Source organism: Streptomyces sp. NPDC006339, assembly GCF_040612775.1.
Taxonomy (GTDB): Bacteria; Actinomycetota; Actinomycetes; order Streptomycetales; family Streptomycetaceae; genus Streptomyces.
In genome coordinates this window covers 1-17,086 of record NZ_JBEXQW010000015.1, presented here as the reverse complement: position 1 = coordinate 17,086, position 17,086 = coordinate 1, and the positions used below count along the sequence as shown (strand labels likewise).

At 74.4% G+C, this 17,086-nt stretch carries 14 protein-coding genes and 2 pseudogenes; 5 read left to right on the top strand and 11 right to left on the bottom strand.

The window, feature by feature from the left end; all coding sequences use genetic code 11:
• Nucleotides 1-120: 120 nt before the first annotated feature.
• Both ABZ135_RS14325 and ABZ135_RS14320 read right to left on the bottom strand, forming a co-directional pair.
• On the bottom strand, nucleotides 121-1,716 hold the full coding sequence (locus ABZ135_RS14325) for an alkaline phosphatase D family protein (protein WP_356695371.1): 1,596 nt from the start codon (nucleotides 1,714-1,716) through the stop codon (nucleotides 121-123).
• A 369-nt stretch (nucleotides 1,717-2,085) separates the two neighbouring features.
• Nucleotides 2,086-3,486 carry a PLP-dependent aminotransferase family protein gene (locus ABZ135_RS14320; RefSeq protein ID WP_356695369.1) on the bottom strand — a complete coding sequence of 467 codons (1,401 nt, stop codon included), beginning with the start codon at nucleotides 3,484-3,486 and terminating at the stop codon, nucleotides 2,086-2,088.
• 163 nt (nucleotides 3,487-3,649) lie between these two features.
• Here ABZ135_RS14320 and ABZ135_RS14315 point away from each other — a divergent pair.
• Nucleotides 3,650-4,543 (top strand): annotated as a pseudogene (locus tag ABZ135_RS14315) (EamA family transporter); the annotation flags it as partial.
• A gap of 48 nt (nucleotides 4,544-4,591) precedes the next feature.
• Here ABZ135_RS14315 and ABZ135_RS14310 read toward each other — a convergent pair.
• Entirely contained in the window at nucleotides 4,592-5,530 is a 939-nt protein-coding gene (locus ABZ135_RS14310) for an alpha/beta fold hydrolase (RefSeq protein ID WP_356695367.1), read from the bottom strand.
• Nucleotides 5,531-5,682: 152 nt separating this feature from the next.
• Here ABZ135_RS14310 and sigJ point away from each other — a divergent pair, with 152 nt between their 5' ends.
• Nucleotides 5,683-6,564, top strand: coding sequence for an RNA polymerase sigma factor SigJ (gene sigJ / locus ABZ135_RS14305; protein ID WP_356695365.1), 882 nt, complete (start codon nucleotides 5,683-5,685; stop codon nucleotides 6,562-6,564).
• Between the two features lie 274 nt (nucleotides 6,565-6,838).
• Nucleotides 6,839-7,579 (top strand): GntR family transcriptional regulator, encoded by a 741-nt coding sequence (locus ABZ135_RS14300; RefSeq protein ID WP_356695363.1) that lies wholly within the window; start codon nucleotides 6,839-6,841, stop codon nucleotides 7,577-7,579.
• 190 nt (nucleotides 7,580-7,769) lie between these two features.
• On the opposite strand, the gene ABZ135_RS14295 is transcribed toward ABZ135_RS14300, so the two are convergent.
• Entirely contained in the window at nucleotides 7,770-8,927 is a 1,158-nt protein-coding gene (locus ABZ135_RS14295) for an ROK family transcriptional regulator (protein ID WP_356695361.1), read from the bottom strand.
• Between the two features lie 163 nt (nucleotides 8,928-9,090).
• Here ABZ135_RS14295 and ABZ135_RS14290 point away from each other — a divergent pair, with 163 nt between their 5' ends.
• The gene (locus ABZ135_RS14290) at nucleotides 9,091-9,459 is read left to right on the top strand and encodes a hypothetical protein (RefSeq protein WP_356695359.1); all 369 of its coding nucleotides are present in this window, start codon (nucleotides 9,091-9,093) and stop codon (nucleotides 9,457-9,459) included.
• 3 nt (nucleotides 9,460-9,462) lie between these two features.
• Here the strand turns inward: ABZ135_RS14290 and mug are convergent, their stop codons facing one another.
• From mug to ABZ135_RS14275, 3 genes are all read right to left on the bottom strand, one after another.
• Nucleotides 9,463-10,056: a G/U mismatch-specific DNA glycosylase gene (mug, locus tag ABZ135_RS14285; RefSeq protein WP_356695647.1), complete on the bottom strand. Its 594-nt coding sequence runs from the start codon at nucleotides 10,054-10,056 to the stop codon at nucleotides 9,463-9,465.
• Nucleotides 10,053-11,495, bottom strand: a complete 1,443-nt coding sequence (gene purB / locus ABZ135_RS14280; protein WP_356695357.1) for an adenylosuccinate lyase — start codon at nucleotides 11,493-11,495, stop codon at nucleotides 10,053-10,055. Before purB ends, mug begins: the two co-directional genes overlap by 4 nt.
• Nucleotides 11,496-11,568: 73 nt before the next feature.
• Entirely contained in the window at nucleotides 11,569-12,357 is a 789-nt protein-coding gene (locus tag ABZ135_RS14275; protein ID WP_356695355.1) for an SGNH/GDSL hydrolase family protein, read from the bottom strand.
• Between the two features lie 62 nt (nucleotides 12,358-12,419).
• Here ABZ135_RS14275 and ABZ135_RS14270 point away from each other — a divergent pair, with 62 nt between their 5' ends.
• Complete coding sequence (locus ABZ135_RS14270) at nucleotides 12,420-13,436, top strand: maleylpyruvate isomerase family mycothiol-dependent enzyme (RefSeq protein WP_356695353.1); 1,017 nt, start codon at nucleotides 12,420-12,422, stop codon at nucleotides 13,434-13,436.
• A 223-nt stretch (nucleotides 13,437-13,659) separates the two neighbouring features.
• Here the strand turns inward: ABZ135_RS14270 and ABZ135_RS14265 are convergent, their stop codons facing one another.
• The 4 genes and pseudogenes from ABZ135_RS14265 to ABZ135_RS14250 form a co-directional block, all read right to left on the bottom strand.
• A complete protein-coding gene (locus ABZ135_RS14265) occupies nucleotides 13,660-14,679 on the bottom strand; it encodes a hemolysin family protein (protein WP_356695351.1) in 1,020 nt (339 codons plus the stop codon).
• Nucleotides 14,676-16,016, bottom strand: a complete 1,341-nt coding sequence (locus ABZ135_RS14260) for a hemolysin family protein (RefSeq protein WP_356695349.1) — start codon at nucleotides 16,014-16,016, stop codon at nucleotides 14,676-14,678. Before ABZ135_RS14260 ends, ABZ135_RS14265 begins: the two co-directional genes overlap by 4 nt.
• 198 nt (nucleotides 16,017-16,214) lie before the next feature.
• Nucleotides 16,215-16,652, bottom strand: coding sequence for a GNAT family N-acetyltransferase (locus ABZ135_RS14255; protein WP_356695347.1), 438 nt, complete (start codon nucleotides 16,650-16,652; stop codon nucleotides 16,215-16,217).
• Nucleotides 16,653-16,730: 78 nt separating this feature from the next.
• Nucleotides 16,731-16,970, bottom strand: a pseudogene (locus ABZ135_RS14250) (VOC family protein); the annotation flags it as partial.
• Between the last annotated feature and the right edge of the window lie 116 nt (nucleotides 16,971-17,086).

The following is a 17,086-nucleotide window of genomic DNA, read 5'->3' as shown; positions in this document are numbered from 1 at the left end:
GCCCGCGAACGCCCTCCCGGCGCCCGCGCGCACCCACCCTGACCAGGCGTCACGCGCCGGTCGTCACGGGCCGGTCGTCACGGGCCGGGCGTCACGGGGCCGGGCCTCACGCGACGGTCGTCACTGCCCGACGAGGCCCGGCTGCAGGACCTTGGAGAACAGCACCGTGCCGCCCCCGGCCCGCAGCCGGACCGTCAGTTCCCCGCTGTCGCCGTCGATGTCGACCTCGCCGAAGTACTGCGGGCTCTCCATCGGCGACAGGTTGGCCCGCTCCGGCGCCCGCACGAAGACCCGCTCGGGACCGAAGGTGCCGTCCAGCCGGCTCGCCGGGAAGGCGCCCGCGGCCAGCGGCCCCGACACGAACTCCCAGAACGGCGCGAAGTCCTGGAAGGCGGCGCGCTCCGGCGCGTAGTGCTGCGCCGAGGTGTGGTGGACGTCGGCGGTGAGCCACACCGTGCCGGTGATCCGCCGGTGCTTGACGAACCGCAGCAGCTCCGCGATCTGCAGCTCGCGGCCGAGCGGCGCACCCGGGTCGCCCTGCGCGATCGCCTCGAAGTCGGTCGACCCGTCGGGCACCACGAGCCCCAGCGGCATGTCCGCGGCGAGCACCTTCCACACCGCCCGCGACCGGGCCAGTTCCCGCTTCAGCCACTCCAACTGCTCGGCGCCCAGGATGCCGGTGGTGTCGTCGGCCTGCCGGCCCGGCGAGTTGGCGTTCCGGTACGAGCGCATGTCGAGGACGAAGACGTCCAGCAGCGGCCCGTAGCGCACCACCCGGTGCATCCGGCCCTCGGTCCGCGTGCCGTCGCCGCGCGCGTGCAGGCTGGAGACCGGGAAGTACTCGGCGAAGGCGCGCGAGGCGCGGGCCGCGAGGACGTCGACGTCCTTCTCGGTGTAGCGCGGGTCGTCGAGGATCTGGCCCGGGTACCAGTTGTTGCGGACCTCGTGGTCGTCCCACTGGACGATCGACGGCACCTGGGCGTTGAAGGCGCGCACGTTGTGGTCGAGCAGGTTGTAGCGGAAGTTGCCGCGGTACTCGTCCAGCGTCTCGGCGACCTTCGCCTTCTCGGGCGTGGTGACGTTCCGCCAGATCCGGCCGTCCGGCAGCGTCACACGGGGCTGGATGACGCCGTCCGCGTAGATCGTGTCGCCGCTGCACAGGAAGAAGTCGGGGTCGAGGCGCCGCATCTCCTCGTACGCGCGGAAACCGCCGATGTCCGGGTTGATGCCCCAGCCCTGTCCGGCGATGTCACCGGACCACAGGAACCGGACGCCGTCCCGGCGCCGGGCGGGGGCCGTGCGGAACGTGCCGACGACCGGCTCGCCGGTACGGCGCGGGTCGTCCGGATCGGCGAGCGTGACCCGGTAGTGGATCTGCTCGCCGGGCGGCAGCCCGCGCAGCGCGGTGGTGCCGGTGAAGTCCGAACCGGGCCCGAGGAGCGGCCCGTGGTGGCGGCGTACCCGGCGGAACGACGCGGTCGACGAGGTCTCCACGACCATCCGGGCCGGCCGGTCCGAGCGGACCCACACCAGACCCGAGTGCGCGGTGACGTCCCCGGTCTGCACACCCCAGGCGGCCGAGGGCCGCCCGGAGAGCGCGAAGGCCGGGCCGGCGAACGCGCCCCCGCCGGCCGTCAGGGCGGCGGCGGAGGCGGCGAGCGAACCGCGCAGGACGGTACGGCGGGCGGGGGACGGACCGGGGGCGGAAAGGGACATGGAGGCGCCTTTCGAGGCGTGGGCGGGCGGGACCGCCCCATGCCTAGCGCCCGGGGAAGGCGGGGAACCGAACCCGGAGTGAACAACGGACCGGGCGGGCCGAGGCGGCCCGCGATCCGGCGCACCATCCGGCACACCGGCCCGGCGCGCCCCGCCCGTACGCCCCCGGCCGTACGCCCCGCGCCCCGCCCGTACACCCCGGCGCGCCCCACCCGTACCCCCGGCGCGCCCCGCCCGTATGCCCCCGGCGCACCCAGCCCGTACGCCCGGCGCACCCCACCCGTACACCCGGCGCGCGGGCGCCCGTACCCCCGGTGCGCGGGGCCTCTGTGCGCGTACGCGGGCGCACGCCCCCAGGCCGGGTAACGCCTACGCCTCCGCCTCCGCGAGCAGTCGCACGCCCCGCGCGATCTCCGCCGGCGTCAGGTGCGCGTAGCCGATGACCAGGCGGACCGCGTCGTCGTCGGGCCGTGCCGTGCCGTAGTCCTCCAGCGGGCGCAAGGCCACACCCGCGGCCCTCGCCCGTTCCAGGAAGCGGGCCGTGGGCCCGTGTCGCGGCGGCACGCGCGCGATGATGTGCAGCCCGGCGGCGATGCCGCTCAGTTCCGTGCCGGGGAAGTGCCGTTCCAGGGCCGCGACCAGGGCGTCCCGGCGCTCCCGGTAGGCGCGCTGGCAGCGGCGCAACTGCCGGTCGTAGCCGCCGCCCGAGACGAAGCGGGCGAGCACCGCCTGGTCGAGGGCCGGGTTGCCGAGGTCCATGGTCCGCTTGCGTTCCACGACCTCGTCGAGCAGGTCCTCCGGCACCAGCAGCCAGCCGAGGCGAAGCCCCGGCGCCAGGGACTTGCTGACCGAACCGGCGTAGGCGACCCGCTCGGGGTCGAGCCCCTGGAGGGCGCCGACCGGAGCGCGGTCGTAGCGGAAGTCGCCGTCGTAGTCGTCCTCGAGCACGAAACCGTCCACCGAGCGCGCCCAGTCGAGCAGTTCGGCCCGGCGCCGCGCCGCGTAGGCGATGCCCGTGGGGAACTGGTGCGAGGGCGTGACCACCACCGCCCGCACCCCGGACGCCGCCAGCGGACCCGGCGCGAGCCCCTCCTCGTCGAGGGGCAGCCACACCGTCTCCAGGCCGGTCGCGGCGAACAGCCTGCCGTGCTCGGGGCTGCCCGGATCCTCGATGCCCACCGTGCCGAAGCCGCGCGAGCGCAGAGCGAATCCGAGCAGCGTCGCCGCCTGCGCCACCCCCGAGCACACCACCAGGCGCTCGGGATCGGCCACCACACCGCGCCGGCGCGCGAGCAGCGCGGCGAGCGCCGATCGGAGCTCCGGCAGGCCGCGCGGATCGGGGTAGCCGAGCTGGCGGTGCGGGAGCTCCGACAGGACGGCGCGCTGGACGGCGCCCCAGGCGGACCTCGGGAACAGGGACAGGTCGGGCGTTCCCGGATGGAAGTCCACCCGCACGCCGGGCGCGCGCGGCGCGAGATCCCGTACGCCCGGCGCCGCCGCGGCGCGCGTCGCCTCGCCGACCCAGGTGCCCGAGCCCCGGTCGCTGCGCAGATACCCCTCGGCCGTGAGCTGCTCGTACGCCTCGGTCACCAGGCCCCGGGAGACCCCGAGGTCGGCGGCGAGCTCCCGGGTCGACGGCAGCCGCGTGCCGGCCACGAGCCGCCCCGTCCGCACCGCGTCCCGCAGCGCCTCCTGGAGCGACCGGCCCCGCTGCCGCGCCGGCGCCGCCGCCGCGGGCAGCAACAGCTCCCACGCCGGATGACCGCGCATGCCCCTGGTCCCCCTCACTCGGCCCTCGAACCGTCGAGCCGTCGAGCCGTCGAGCCGTCGAGCCGTCGAGCCGTCGGCACGAGCCTAGGTCCTGAGACGACCGTCCGGGGTGCCGGGTCCTGCTCGTCCGCTCCTGTGCGCACCCCCGCCCAAGTGGTCCCCGATGACGTCGGCCAAGTGGACCTCAAAAGAAGGCCGCCCGGTTCCTAGCGTCGGGAGCATGACCACCAACTCCCTGCGCGGCGCGCTCCTCGTGACCGTCGCCTACGCCCTCGTCGGCGCCTCCTTCACCGCCAACAGCCTGCTCGGCGACTACCCGTACGCCGGCGGGCAGGCCCTGCGCTACGGCGCCGCCTGCCTGCTCCTGCTGCCCCTGCTCGGCCGGGCCGGGCTCCGTCCGCTCCGCGCCCTGACCGTCCGGCAGTGGCTGCGGCTCGCGCTGCTCGCGGCCGTCGGCATGGTCGGCTTCAACCTCGCCGTCCTCGCCGCCGAGCGCACCGCCGAACCGGCCGTCCCCGGTGTCCTGGTGGGCTGCGCCCCCGTCGTGGTCGCCGTCCTGGTGCCGCTGATCGAGGGCCGCCGGCCCACCCGACCGGTGCTGTACGGGGCCGTGCTGGTCGCGGCGGGCGCCTTCACCGTGCAGGGCTGGGGCCGCACCGACGCGGCCGGTCTCGGCTGGTCGGTGGCGGCCCTGGCGGGCGAGGTCGGCTTCACCGTCCTCGCGGTGCCGGTGCTGCGCCCGCTCGGTCCGAAGCTGCTGACCGCGGTGGTGTGCGGCGTCGCGGCCGTCGAGTCGGCGGTCCTCGGACTCCTCGTGGACGGGACCGCCGTCCTGCGGACGCCGACCGCGGTCGAGGCCGGCGCGCTGGTGTGGCAGGCGGCCCTGGCGACCGTCGTGGGATTCGTCCTCTTCTACATGGGCGTGCAGCGGATCGGCATGGAGCGGGCCACCCTGTTCACCGGCGCGATCTCGGTGGCGGCCGCACTGACCGCCGTCGCGGTCGCGCACGGCTCCTTCGGTCTGCCGCAGGCGGCGGGCGGACTGCTGGTGGGAGCCGGGGCGGCCCTCGGCACGGGCCTGTTCAGCCGGAGGGCCCGCCGCGGATCAGCCGATGCTGCCGCCGGTGCCGGTGCCGGTGCCGGTGCCGGTGCCGGTGCCGGTGTCGGTGTCGATGCCCGCGCCCACGCCCGCGCCGCCCGTGCCACCGTCGGGGCCGGCGCTGCCGTCCAGGATCACCCGGGCCACGAGGGCGGGGTCGTCGTTCATGGGAACGTGGCCGCAGCCGGGCAGGCGGACCAGCCGGGCGCCCGGCAGCGTGTGCTTGGCGCGCACGCCCTGACGGCGCGGCAGGAGCCGGTCCCGGCTGCCCCAGGCCACCGTCACGGGCACGGCGGGGACGTCCTCGGCGAACACCACGGCCCGGCCGGCGGCCAGGGTCTGGTGGAAGCCGGTCGCGCCGCGCAGGGCGAGCGTCTCGGCGACCGCCGCCTCGGGTGAACGCCGGGCAGGGCGCGCGTAGATGGTGCTGGTCAGCGCGGTGCGGCCGGCCGCGCTGCGGGACAGCCGCTCGATCATCGGCAGCGGCATCGCGAGCGCGGCGCCCCGCATCGCGCGCAGCGTCGTGAAGGCGTACCGCCGTTCGCCCTCCGACCAGAACCCGGCGGGGGAGAGGGCCGTGACCGAGCGCACCAGCTTCTCCCGGCCGAGCTCCAGGGCGAGCAGCCCGCCGAGCGAATTGCCCGCCACATGCGGCCGTTCGAGGCCGAGGGCGGTGCAGAAGGCGGCCAGGACCGGCACCACCGTGCCCAGGTCGTAGGCCAGCGGTTGGGGCAGCGCCGGGGAGGCGCCGAAGCCGGGCAGGTCGACGGCGACGACGTCCCGCTCGGTGGCGAGGATGTCGAGCACCGGCTCCCATGCCTGCCAGTGGTGGCCTATCCCGTGGAGCAGCAGGAGCGGTGCGCCCGCGCCCCGCCGCTCGTACGTCATGGTGACCGTGCGGGGACCGGCCGGGGACTCCACGGCGAACGAGATCTGTGCGGACATGGCTGCTCCTGTCGTCGTGAGACACGCTTCGAGACACCCTGTCAGCAAGAATTACCGGCGAGTAGAGTCGAGTTCAAGAGGTGCGGTCGCAACTGGACACGAACCGCCGTGTCGGATGGGATGGGGGAGTGCCGCCCGAGACGCTGACCGCGATGCCGTCCGACCCGACCGCCGTGTTCGAAGAGCACCGCCCCCTGCTCACCGGCGTCGCCTACCGCATGCTCGGACGCGTCGCCGACGCCGAGGACGTGGTGCAGGAAGCCTGGTTGCGCTGGTCCGCGGACGACCGCGGCGACGTACGGGAACCCCGCGCCTTCCTCGTGCGGATCACCACCCGGCTCGCCGTCGACCGGCTCCGCCAGGCCCGGTCCCGCCGCGAGTCGTACGTGGGGCCCTGGCTGCCCGAGCCGATCGTCACCGACTTCGGGCCCGCCGTGCCCGACACCGCCGAACGCGTCCTGCTCGCCGACTCCGTCTCCCTCGCCCTCCTCGTCGTCCTCGAATCCCTCTCGCCGCTGGAGCGCGCGGTGTTCGTGCTCCGGGAGGCGTTCGGCTTCCCCTACGCGGAGATCGCGACCACCCTCGACCGCAGCGAGGCCGCCGTCCGGCAGCTCGCCGGCCGGGCCCGCAAGCACGTCGACGAGGGCCGCCCGCGCTACGACGTCGACCCCGCCCAACGCCGGGACCTCACCGAGCGGTTCCTCGCCGCCGCCGCGAGCGGCGACCTGGAGGGCCTGCTCGCCCTGCTCGCACCCGGCGTCCGGCTGGTCGGGGACAGCGGCGGCAAGGCGAAGGCGCCGCTGCGGATCCTGGAGAACGCCGAGAAGATCGGCCGTTTCATGGTCGCCGTCTCCGAGGGCGCCCGCGACCTCTACGACCTGCGCGTCCAGGAGATCAACGGCGGCCCGGCAGTGGTCGTGCTCGCCGGAGGCAGGGTGGACTCCGTCTTCCAGGTCGACGTCCGCGACGGACGGATCGCCTGCGTCTACATCCTGCGCAACCCCGACAAGCTCCGCAGCCTCGGGCTCGACTGACGACCCCCGCGCCCCCCCGGCGCCCCTCGGCCGACGCCCACGCCCCGTCCTCCTCCCGGAGGGCGGGGCGTCGTGTCCGCGCTCGCGGCCCGCCGCTCCGCGAACGTCGCGTGAACGATCCGGGGCAGAGGGTCACATTCAGGGGCGCCGGACGCAGGATTGGTCTTGACCAAGGGTGTGCCGCGCCTTATCGTCGCAGAGTTAGTGCAGGAACCTTTAATAAACAAGGGCGCGGAAAACGCCGCGGGACACGGCGAATGTGCGGAGGATCAGGGTGGGGACCACGCAACTGGACACAGTGCCGGAGCCGAAGTACTGGCACCTCAAGACCGTGATCGGCGAAGCGCTCGACTCGGACTTCGCGGTGGGGGAGATCCTGCCCAACGAGCGCGAGCTCGCCGCCCGGTTCGGCGTCGCCCGCGCCACCCTCCGGCAGGCCCTGGAGCAACTGGAGCTGGAAGGCCGCCTGCAGCGCCGCCGCGGCGTCGGCACCACCGTCGCGCCGCCGCGCGTCGGCGTCGACGTCTCCACCACCCAGCACGCCTGGCCCGGCGTCGGCGAGGACACCTGGCAGTCCGTCGACTCCGCCGACGACACGGCTCCCGCCGCCGTCGCCCGCCTCCTCGACATCGACCCCACCGAGCACGTGCACATCGTGCGCCGGCTCCGCGTCACCGAGGGACAGCCCGTCGCGGCCGAACTGCTCTACGTGCCCGCCGAGTCCGTGCCCGGTCTCGACGGGACAGACGCCGCCGACGGACCGGCCCGCGCCCGGGCCGTCCTGAGCGAACTGCGGCGGCTCACCCTCGACGGCCAGGACCGCTCGGTCGAACTGGGCTCCGCCCGCGCCGACGACGCCAAGGAGCTGGACCGCCTGCCCGGCGCCCCGGTCCTCGTCGTCACCACCCGCTATCTCTCCGAGGGCCGCACCGCTGCCGTCTCGGTGGCCACCTACCGCGCCGACACCTGCCGGCTCACCTTCGGCGACTCCGGCGACCTGGCGATGGCCTCCTGACCGGCGGGAGTTCCGCACCCCCGCGCACGGCGGCCGCCACGGCCACCGACCCGACGACGGGGGCGGCCGTGTGCGCCGCCGTACGGTCGTAGCACGCGGTCCGCGGGACACGCGCCCCGCACGCAGCCGCGCCCCGCACCCCCCCGTACGCCGTCGCGCCCCTGCGCCGTCGCGCCGGCCGGTCCGTTCCTCAGCGGCGGGCCGTCACCGTGCCCTCCACCGCGAACAACTGCTCCTCCACGTGGTCGAGCGCGAGCCGCAGCGCGCCCGTGCCCACCGCCGCCTCGCCGAGCAGCGACAGCGCCACCCGCGGTGGCCGCAGACAGAACCGGGCCAGCTCGTCGCGCAGCGGCTGGAGCACGCCGTCGAGTCCGGCCGCCCAGCCGCCGATCACCACCAGCTCCGGGTCGAGGGCCAGCACCAGCGCCGCCACGTCGTGCACCAGCCGCTGGATGAACCGCTCCACCGCCGCCCGGGCCCGCTCGTCACCGCTCCGGGCCAGTGCGAAGACCTCCGCCACCGCCTGCTCGTCCAGCGGGTGCAGCGGCTCGTCCGTCGTCGAGAGCAGATGCTCCGGGGTGACGCCCCGGCCGAGCAGGTGCAGCGCGCCGATCTCGCCCGCCGCACCGCCGTAACCGCGGTGCAGCCGCCCGCCGATCAGCGAACCGGCACCCGGGCTCAGGCCGGCGAGCACGAACACGATGTCGTCGGAGTCGGTCGCCGCGCCCTTCCAGTGCTCCGCGACCGCCGCCGCGTTGGCGTCGTTCTCCACGATCACCGGGCAGCGGAACGAGCGCCGCAGCCGTTCGCCGAGCGCCAGACCCGTCCAGCCCGGCAGCGCCGTGCCCAGCCGGACCGTCCCGTCCGCCTCCACGATGCCGGGCGTGCCGACGCCGACCGCCCGCAGGTTCGCCCGCGGCACGCCGGTCCTGCGCAGCACGTCGGCCACCACGGCCCGTACCCGGTCCAGGCGCTCGTCCGCCGGAGCGGTCTCCGCGACGTCGCGGGAACCGGCACCGATGATCCGCCCGTCCAGGCCCGAGATCAGCGCGGCGACCCGGTGCGGACCGATCTCGATCCCCAGCAGGTGCCCCGCCTCGGCCCGGAAGCGGAACCTGCGGGCCGGGCGGCCCTGCCGTCGGGTCTCGCCCTCCTCGGGCGCCGCCTCGACGACCAGACCTCCCTCGATGAGACCCTCGGTCACCCCCTCGACCGTCGGCCGGGACAGGCCGGTGATCCGGGTCAGATCCGTGAGCGTGAGCGCGTCGGAGCTCCGCAGCGCATGGAGTACCACCGCGGAGTTGATCCGCCGCAGCAGCGACGGATCCCCGCCGGTCAGCCGCCCCACCGTGTGTCCTCCCAGCTCGTGGCATCTTTGGCCGGATGTTACTCGTTGGACCGGTGGGCGGCGACCGCCCCCCGGCGGCCCCGTGACCGCCCGTGCGGCCCGGGCACCGGCCGCGGAGCTGACGGGGCACCAACTGTCAGTGCCGGCCGCTTTACTGGAACGCATGACCTTGGCACGGCACGTCGCCACCCTCGATCTGCTGCGCGGACGCCCCTTCCGCGACGGCGGGCACCACCTGGCCGAGTTAGCCGCCGCCGACGCCTCCGAGGAGCAGACGGAGGCGGAGCGGGCGGCCCTCGCCGAGCTGCTCGCGGCCCGCTGGGGCCCGCCGGACCGCCTCGGCCTCGGCAGCCTGCCCCTGCGCGCCGAGCGCGGAGAGCGCATACCCGCGCCCTGGGACCTGCTCGGCGAGGCCGTCCCCGACGTCGAGCTCTGGCGGGCGGACGGCCGGTGGATAGCGCTCGGACTCGTGCGGTCGGCGGAGGACGCCTACCGGATCCTCGTCTGCGTCACCGCCGTCGACCCGCCCTGAGCACTACGCCTCCGGTGCGGTGCGCCGGTCCGGCAGGCCCGCCGCCTCGCGGAGACGGGCGAACTCCTCCGCCATGGTCAGCGCCGTCCAGTGGGCGTTCAGTCCGCTCGGGTTGGGGAGGACCCAGATGCGGGTGACGCCGTGCGGGCCCTCGATCGTGCGCTCCTGCGGGCCGACCCGGGCCTTCTTGTCGCCGAAGGCCGTGCGGTACGCGGTGACGCCGACCACCGCGAGCCAGCGCGGGCCGAGTGCGCGCACCTTCTCGGTGAGGATCCGTCCGCCCTCCCGGTACTCCTCGGCGGTCAGTTCGTCGGCCCGCGCGGTCGGCCTGGCCACCACATTGGTGATGCCGAGGCCGTACGCGAGGAGTTCGGACTGCTCGGCCGGCGCGAGCCGCCGCGGGGTGAGGCCGGACAGGTGGAGCACCGGCCAGAAGCGGTTGCCGGGGCGGGCGAAGTGGTGGCCGGTCGCCGCCGTCATCAGACCCGGGTTGATCCCGCACAGGAGGACCGAAAGGCCGCCCGTGACCACATCGGGGACGAGGCGGTCACGGGCGGCCTGGAGCTCCTCGGCGGAGAACCGGGTGGTGCCGGTCAGAGGATCGACCCGGGGGTGTAGCCGGCGGCCTCCGGGTGCTGCTTGACGATCTCCTCGATACGGGAGACGACGGCGGCGACCTGGTCGGCGGCGGCACCGGTGAAGGACAGCTTGTCCGCCATCAGCGCGTCCAGTTCCTCGCGGTCCAGCGGAATGCGCTCGTCCGCGGCCAGCTTGTCGAGGAGCTCGTTGCGCTCGGCACCCTGCTCGCGCATGGCGAGCGCCGAGGCGACCGCGTTCTCCTTGATGGCCTCGTGCGCCAGCTCGCGGCCCACGCCGGCGCGGACGGCGCCCATGAGGACCTTGGTGGTGGCGAGGAAGGGCAGGTAGCGGTCGAGCTCACGGGCGATGACCGCCGGGAAGGCGCCGAACTCGTCGAGCACGGTGAGGAAGGTCTCCAGCAGACCGTCCAGGGCGAAGAAGGCGTCCGGCAGGGCCACCCGGCGGACCACGGAGCAGGAGACGTCGCCCTCGTTCCACTGGTCGCCCGCCAGCTCACCGGTCATCGACGCGTAGCCGCGCAGGATCACCATGAGGCCGTTGACGCGCTCGCAGGAGCGGGTGTTCATCTTGTGCGGCATCGCCGAGGAGCCGACCTGGCCGGGCTTGAAGCCCTCGGTGACCAGCTCGTGGCCCGCCATCAGGCGGATCGTCTTGGCGATCGACGACGGGGCGGCGGCCAACTGCACCAGGGTGGTGACGACGTCGTAGTCGAGGGAGCGCGGGTAGACCTGGCCGACCGAGGTGAAGGCGTGCGCGAAGCCGAGGTGTCCGGCGATCCGCTGTTCGAGCTCCGCCAGCTTCGAGGCGTCGCCGCCGAGCAGGTCGAGCATGTCCTGGGCGGTGCCCACCGGGCCCTTGATGCCGCGCAGCGGGTAGCGCCCGAGCAGGTCCTCCAGGCGCGTGTAGGCGACCAGCAGCTCGTCGGCCGCCGTCGCGAAGCGCTTGCCGAGGGTGGTGGCCTGGGCGGCGACGTTGTGCGAGCGGCCGGCCATGACCAGCTCCGCGTACTCGGCGGAGAGCTTGCCGAGGCGGGCGAGGACGGCGACCGTGCGGTCCCGCATGAGCTCCAGGGAGAGCCGGATCTGGAGCTGCTCGACGTTCTCGGTGAGGTCGCGCGAGGTCATGCCCTTGTGGACGTGCTCGTGACCGGCGAGGGCGTTGAACTCCTCGATCCGCGCCTTCACATCGTGCCGGGTGACCTTCTCGCGCTCGGCGATGGAACCGAGGTCGACCTCGTCCAGCACCCGCTCGTAGTCGGCGAGGGCCGCGTCGGGAACCTCGATCCCGAGGTCCTTCTGGGCACGCAGCACCGCGAGCCACAGCCGGCGCTCCAGCTTCACCTTCTGCTCGGGGGACCAGAGGACGGCGAGCTCCGCGGAGGCGTAGCGGCCGGCCAGGACGTTGGGGATGCGGGGCTTCGCAGTCGCAGCAGTCACGTGACCTGATTCTACTGGCGATTTCTGCAGGCCAGCGCCAGGGTCCGGGCTGGAGCTTGCTACGAGACGCGCGTCACCGCACGTCCCGCGCGAGCGGCTCGTACGGCAGCAGCTCCGGTCGCTTCGGGGCGCGGCCGTCACCCGACGAGCGGCCGGTGAGGCGGCGGCCGATCCAGGGGACCAGGTGCTGCCGGGCGAAGCGGGCGTCGGCGATCCGCCGGGCGGCCCAGGCCGGGGGCACGCCCGGCGGGAGCGGGGCGCGCCAGTCGTCCTCGGCCGGCAGGCCCAGGGTCTGCCAGACCGCCTCGGCCACCCGCCGGTGCCCCTCCCCGGTGAGGTGCAGCCGGTCCACGTCCCACAGCCGCGGATCGCCGAGCACCGGGGCGCCGTACAGGTCGACCACCAGGGCGCCGCGGCGGGCGGCGAGCTCGTCCACGTACGCGAAGAGCTCCTCCATGCGCGGCCGGAAGCGCTCCAGCACCGGGCCGTTGCGGCCGGGGCTGCGCATGAGGACCAGCGTTCCGCAGGAGGGGGCGAGCCGCTCGACGGCCTCGCCGAGCAGGGCCTTCACCCGTCCCATGTCGCACGAGGGGCGCAGGGTGTCGTTGAGTCCGCCGACCAGGGTCACCACGTCGGCCTTCATCGCCGCCGCCGCGTCCACCTGCTCCTCGACGATCTGGCCGATCAGCTTGCCGCGCACGGCCAGGTTGGCGTAGCGGAAGCCGGGCGTGCGGGCGGCGAGCCGGCCGGCGAGGACATCGGCCCAGCCCCGGTAGGAACCGTCGGGGTTCGGATCCGACATACCCTCGGTGAAGCTGTCGCCCAGGGCGACGAGACTGGTGTAGGTGGCATTGATCTCCATGACCCCGCGATCATACCGTTCGGTATGGGGGTACGCGGACGGAGATCCGGGAGGGGAGACCCATGAGCGACGCGTTGCTGAACACGCTGGCCGAGGCGCTGGCCGATCTGGTGACGTCGGTCGAGACGGCGGACGACGACGTCCTGGACCTGGACACCGGGGTGAAGTGGCTGGAGAGCACCGCGTACATCCTGCGGCGGCTCCCGGCGGCCGATCGCCGCGCGCTCGACCGGCTGTTCCGCGACGCCGCGCTGCGGGAGCCGCCCGGGCCCCGGCGCGACGAGCTCCTCCAGGTGTCCGAGGGCTTCGGACTCACGGAGGACGACCACCTCGTCCACTGCGATCTGGTGGAGTCGTACGTCGAGCGCCTCGTCGCCCTCGTCCGCGAGGCCGACCCCGCCACCCCCGTCCCGACCTGCCCCGGCTGGACCCTCGCCGACCTGGTGAAGCACCACGCCGCCACCCACCGCTGGATCGAGTACCTCGTCCGCACCCGGGCCACCGAGCGCGTGGAGCCCACGGACGGGCCGCTCGACCCGCCCGGAGACCCCGCCGCGTACGCCGACCGGCTCGCGGAGAGCGCCGAGCTGAGCCTGCGCACCCTGCGCGCCGCCGACCCCGACGCGCCGATGTGGTGCTTCGGCGCCGATCCGCACGCGCGGTTCTTCCCGCGCCGGCTGCTCTTCGAGGCGGTAGTCCACCTCGCCGACGCCGAGCTCGCCCTCGGCCGCGAGCCCGCCCCCGTCGAGGCCGGCACGGCGGCCGACGGCATCGACGAGCTGCTCGAGAACGTGCCCTACTACTCCTGGGTCGCCGAGCGCGTCGCCCGACTGGGCCGGGACGGCGCGAGCCTGCGGCTGACCGCGACCGACACCGGCGCCGCCTGGACGGTCACCCTCGGCGGCGGCGGCTTCACCTGGCAGCGCCGGGCCGAGGGCGACGCGACCACGACCGTCGACGGCACCGCCGCCGACCTGCTGCTCCTGCTCTACGGCCGCCGCCCGGCCGACGACCCGCGCTACGCCCACACCGGCGACCGGACGCTGCTGGACGCCTGGCTGACCGCGACGGCGCTCTGACCCGGCACCGCCTCCGGCTCCGCGCCGGGCGGGGATGGGGCGAGGCCCCGGGACGTCTCCGTCCCGGGGCCTCGCCCGTACGCGTTCGCCCAGGGAACGACCCAGGCCCAGCCGCCCAGGCCGAAGCCGCACCGGCCCCCGTGCCGGCCCCGGTACCGCACCGGCCCGCTTCCGCCCCGGTCCACGCGCCGCACCGGCCCGCTCCCGCCACCTACCGCTCCCGTCACGGGGCCGCGGGGCGGCCCACCAGTTCCCGGAGCACGTCTTCCATCGTCACCAGGCCGGCCAGCTTGCCGTCCTCGTCGAGGACGGCCGCCAGATGGGTGCGGCTGCGGCGCATCGCCGTCAGGACGTCGTCCATCGGGGTCGCCGCGCGCACACGGGCGATCGGCCGCATGGCCGACACCGGGAACGGGAGGTCGCGCGGGGTGACGTCCAGGGCGTCCTTCACGTGGAGGTAGCCCAGGATCCGGCGGGCGGAGTCGACGACCGGGAAGCGGGAGAAGCCGGAGCGCGCGGAGAGCGACTCCAGTTGCTCGGGGGTCGTGTCCATGCCCACGTACACGACCTTCTCCACCGGCATCACGACATCCCGCACCGGGCGCCGGCCCAGCTCCAGGGCGTCGTGGAGCCGCTCGGCCGCCCGGTCGTCGAGCAGACCGGCGTCGCCCGCGTCGGTGACCATCCGGGCCAGCTCGTCGTCCGAGAAGGTCGCGGCGACCTCGCCCTTCACCTCCACCCGCAGCAGCTTGAGGATGCCGTTGGCGAAGGCGTTGATCGTGAAGATCACCGGGCGCAGCGCGCGGGCCAGCGCCACCAGCGGCGGGCCGAGGAGCAGCGCCGAGCGGGTCGGCTCGGCCAGCGCGATGTTCTTCGGCACCATCTCGCCGAGCAGCATGTGCAGGTACGTGGCGACCGTCAGGGCGATCACGAACGAGATCGGATGCACCAGACCGTGCGGCACGCCGACGGCGTCGAAGACCGGCTCCAGCAGGTGGGCGATGGCCGGCTCGGCCACGACGCCGAGGACCAGGGTGCACAGCGTGATGCCGAGCTGGGCGGCGGCCAGCAGCGCCGACACGTGCTCCAGGCCCCACATGACGCTGCGCGCCCGGCGGTCGCCGGACTCGGCGAGCGGTTCGATCTGGCTGCGGCGCACGGAGATCAGGGCGAACTCGGCGCCGACGAAGAAGGCGTTCACGACCAGGGTCGCCAGGCCGATCAGCAACTGGATCGCGGTCATCGGCCGGCCTCCTGGTCCTGGTCACCGTCGTGCGGGAGCGGCGCGTGCAGCAGCACGCGGGCCGCCCGCCGCCCGGAGGCGTCCACCACGTCGAGGCGCCAGCCGGCCAGGTCCACGCTGTCACCGACCGCGGGGATCCGGCCGAGCTCGGTGGCGAGCACGCCGGCCAGGGTCTCGTACGGTCCCTCCGGCACCCGCAGGCCGACGGTCTCGAGCTGGTCGGTGCGGGCCGCGCCGTCCGCGGACCACAGGGTGCGGCCGTCGGCGTCCTCACCGGCCCGCGCCAGGTCCGGGGTCTCGTGCGGATCGTGCTCGTCGCGCACCTCGCCGACGACCTCCTCGACGATGTCCTCCAGGGTGGCGACGCCGGCCGTGCCGCCGTACTCGTCGATGACGACGGCCATGGTCTGCCGGCCGGACAGCCGGTCGAGCAGCTTGTCCACGGTCAGGCTCTCGGGGACCAGCAGCGGCTCGCGCAGCAGGTCGCCGATCCCGCGCAGGCGCCTCTCGTCGGCCGGTATCGCCAGCACGTCCTTGATGTGGGCGATGCCGACGACCGTGTCGAGGCTGCCGCGGTAGACGGGGAAGCGGCTCAGGCCGGTCGCGCGGGTCGCGTTGGCGACGTCCTCGGCGGTGGCCAGCACCTCGAGGGCGGTGACCTGGACGCGCGGGGTCATCACGTTCTCCGCCGTCAGCTCCGCCAGGTTGAGGGTCCGGACGAACAGCTCGGCGGTGTCCGCCTCCAGCGCGCCCTCCTTCGCGGAGTGCCGGGCCAGAGCGACCAGCTCCTGCGGGGAGCGGGCGGAGGCCAGCTCCTCGGTGGGCTCCATGCCGAGCCGGTGCAGGATGCGGTTGGCGGTGTTGTTGAGATGGCTGATCAGCGGCTTGAACGCGGCGGTGAAGATCCGCTGCGGGGTGCCGACCACCTTGGCCATCGCCAGCGGCGAGGAGATCGCCCAGTTCTTGGGGACCAGTTCGCCGACGACCATCAGGACGACGGTCGACAGGGCGGTGCCGATCACCAGGGCCACGGAGGAGGCGACGCCGGAGGAAAGGCCGAGGTCCTGGAGGGGGCCGCGGATCAGCTTGGCGATCGACGGCTCGGAGAGCATGCCGACGATCAGGTTGGTCACGGTGATGCCGAGCTGGGCGCCGGAGAGCTGGAAGGTGAGCGTCTTGCGCGCCTTGAGGGCGCCGGCCGCGCCGCGCTCGCCGCGCTCCGCCGCCTTCTCCAGCTCGGAGCGCTCGACGGTGGTCAGCGAGAACTCGGCCGCGACGAACGCGCCGCAGGCGAGCGAGAGCAGCAGTGCCACCAGGAGCAGCAGTACCTCGGTCATCGGTTCACCTCCGTCCCTCGACCAGTCCCATGATCAGTCAGGGGAGGGAGGACCGCGCGATGTCGGCTTCGGGAGGGGCTACTGGGAGGCTCGCCCATGGGCGGACGCTCACACCTTTCGATGGTTTCGGGACGGTGATCGGATGATCACCTCACTCCTGCCCATCCATAGTAAAGGAGGGGCAAAGGAGCGAAACGATCAGGAGACCGGCGGTGCCGCGAGCGGCTTCACCCAGCGCGTCCACGCCTCGTCGGGCCCGTACTCCGCCGCCCGCCACGCGGCCCGCCCCAGCTCGTTGCGGTCGAGGACCATCGCGTCGGCGCGCCGCCCGCCGAGCCGTACGAAACGTTCCTCCGCCGCGGCGAGCAGCGCGCCGCCGATGCCGCGCCGCCGGTGCTCCGGGTGCACGGCGAGCCGGTACAGATGACAGCGCCAGCCGTCGAACCCGGCGATCACCGTCCCCACCAGCGCGCCCGCCCGCTCCGCCAGCAGCAGCGCCTCCGGGTCGCGCTCGACGAGCCGCGCCACGCCGGCGCGGTCGTCGCTGATGCTCGTGCCCTCGGCCGCCGTCCTCCAGAAGGCGAGCACGGCGTCGATGTCGGCCGCCACCGCGGCCCGTATCCGAAGATCGTCCATGCCCGCCATCCGACCACCCGCGCGGCCGGTCCGTCGACCCCGTTCCATCTGCCGGGACACCGCCCGGTCGACGGGGTCTCAGCCGGTCACGAAGCAGAACTCGTTGTCCTCGGGATCCAGCATCACCTGGAACGCGCCCTGCTCGTCCCGCACGATCCCGCCCGACCGGCGCGCCCCCAGCGACAGCGCCTCGTCCGCCGCCGCGCCCGGATCGGCGACCTCCAGGTCCAGGTGGACCCGGTTCTTCACCGACTTGCCCTCCGGCACCTTCTGGAAGGCGACCCGCACGAAGTCCGGCGGATCGACGTACGACCAGTCGGGGGGGGGGGGGGGCGGGGGGCCCCCCGCGGGGGGCCCCCCCCCCCCCGGGCGGGCGGGGGGGGGGGGGGGGTTTTGGGGGGGGGTTGTGTGATGTTTATTTTGTTATTGGTTGT

Bases quoted from the DNA above. Each gene is read 5' to 3' on its own strand.
- ABZ135_RS14255 (WP_356695347.1), bottom strand. From the start codon at position 16,652: ATGGACGATCTTCGGATACGGGCCGCGGTGGCGGCCGACATCGACGCC.
- ABZ135_RS14290 (WP_356695359.1), top strand. From the start codon at position 9,091: ATGACCTTGGCACGGCACGTCGCCACCCTCGATCTGCTGCGCGGACGC.
- sigJ (WP_356695365.1), top strand. From the start codon at position 5,683: ATGCCGTCCGACCCGACCGCCGTGTTCGAAGAGCACCGCCCCCTGCTC.
- ABZ135_RS14260 (WP_356695349.1), bottom strand. From the start codon at position 16,016: ATGACCGAGGTACTGCTGCTCCTGGTGGCACTGCTGCTCTCGCTCGCC.
- ABZ135_RS14270 (WP_356695353.1), top strand. From the start codon at position 12,420: ATGAGCGACGCGTTGCTGAACACGCTGGCCGAGGCGCTGGCCGATCTG.
- ABZ135_RS14320 (WP_356695369.1), bottom strand. From the start codon at position 3,486: ATGCGCGGTCATCCGGCGTGGGAGCTGTTGCTGCCCGCGGCGGCGGCG.
- ABZ135_RS14325 (WP_356695371.1), bottom strand. From the start codon at position 1,716: ATGTCCCTTTCCGCCCCCGGTCCGTCCCCCGCCCGCCGTACCGTCCTG.
- ABZ135_RS14265 (WP_356695351.1), bottom strand. From the start codon at position 14,679: ATGACCGCGATCCAGTTGCTGATCGGCCTGGCGACCCTGGTCGTGAAC.
- ABZ135_RS14310 (WP_356695367.1), bottom strand. From the start codon at position 5,530: ATGTCCGCACAGATCTCGTTCGCCGTGGAGTCCCCGGCCGGTCCCCGC.
- ABZ135_RS14275 (WP_356695355.1), bottom strand. From the start codon at position 12,357: ATGGAGATCAATGCCACCTACACCAGTCTCGTCGCCCTGGGCGACAGC.